This is a genomic window from Nostoc sp. DedQUE08 (assembly GCF_034530895.1).
In the GTDB taxonomy this organism is placed as follows: Bacteria; Cyanobacteriota; Cyanobacteriia; order Cyanobacteriales; family Nostocaceae; genus Nostoc.
Genome location: NZ_JAVRCD010000138.1, coordinates 1 through 1,318 on the forward strand (window position 1 = coordinate 1; position 1,318 = coordinate 1,318).

Consider the following 1,318-nt stretch of genomic DNA (forward strand, 5'->3'; position numbering starts at 1 on the left):
CGCCTACATTTGTGATGACCCGTAGCCAAAAATGGATAAAGTCGAGCTTAGAGGACTTTGGTTATGAGACTTGGAATTTATTCCGAGGCGGGATAGATACACTGCACCAACACTTGTGTGTACACCGTAGCTCCGTGTCCAAGAGGGGTTGGGGGAGAGGTCAAAAAAGGGCTTGTCGAACTCACGTTGCCTTAACAGATAAATATTCCTTAACCAAGCGTATTGCACTATCTAGTCCGCAATAACTGCACGAAAGTATTACTCACCGTATTGTCTTTAGTGTCGGCGGCGTATTGAATCAATTCTTCTCGCAGTTTTTTGGCTGCATCTATCTCAAGTAAGGTTGCTAGCAAGAAATAAACGCCACGAAATCGGGGATCGCCCATTCTATCAACTAATAGTCCTTCGGCGGCATCAGTTTCGCCGAGAAAGTTTTGCACTAAGAAGAAATCCATGATTTTATCGTGGCGGAAACACCATTCTTTCTTGGCTTCGCCTTTTTCATCTTGCCACTGACGGCTGACTACCATTTTGTATTTCTCGTCTGACAAAGACATGGCGACTTGGTGAAATTCATCGGCGGGTAAGGCTTGTTTGTCTGCGAGTCGCATTTCGTAGACGGCGGCGGAGAATTTCTTCAAGGGAAATTCTTGATTCCATTCTTTGAGGTATTCTGCCGCCATTAAATTGTATTGCTGTTGTTGCAGGTGAAATAAGTTTGGGTGTTTGCCTTGTGATAACATCAGCGCTACCACTGTTAGATCCATTGGATTGGAAAGAATTCGGCGGATAGCATCTAACTCTTCTTTGGCTTGTTGTTGTTGGAAGACTTCTGTTAAATAATCGGTGCAGGCTTTGGCGTAATCAGTACCTTGAATTTTGGCATCTTGGGGTAGTCGCGGCTGACGGGATATCAAAAACTCTTGAATTTGTTGTTGCTCAAGGGGCTGCAATTTATATATCTTGGCTGTTGAAGGTGGTGTCCACTCTAGGGGCTGGGTTGTCATTATAATGTTGCCCCGGAAATAGCTTTCGACAAACTGGCAGATTTTAGCCCGTGTTTCGGCGGTGACTTCGTTGAGTCCGTCGATGCAGATATCTATTGCACCACTGTAAATTAGGTTTTTTAAGAAGCCGGCATCTTGGGCTTGGCCGTGTAACTTGTCTTGGATGGCTTCAATTACGCCTTTATGACATTTCTGGGCGGGGAGATAAACGACAATGCGCTCTTGATTTTTCAACAGATGGCGGAGAAACATCGACCTGACTTTTCCCGTTAAGTCTCTTTTGCAAGCAGCCAACCTTCACAAAGGTCATG

The 1,318-nt window shown here is 45.0% G+C and carries 1 protein-coding gene and 1 pseudogene; one reads left to right on the top strand and one right to left on the bottom strand.

Annotated elements, in window-relative coordinates:
• The coding region (locus RMY64_RS36720; protein WP_322702693.1) for a hypothetical protein at positions 1 to 245 on the top strand (245 nt) is incomplete at its 5' end.
• On the opposite strand, the pseudogene RMY64_RS36725 reads toward RMY64_RS36720, so the two are convergent.
• Positions 228 to 1,277 (bottom strand): annotated as a pseudogene (locus tag RMY64_RS36725) (PBS lyase); the annotation flags it as partial. The gene RMY64_RS36720 and the pseudogene RMY64_RS36725 sit on opposite strands and share 18 nt — an antisense overlap.
• Between the last annotated feature and the right edge of the window lie 41 nt (positions 1,278 to 1,318).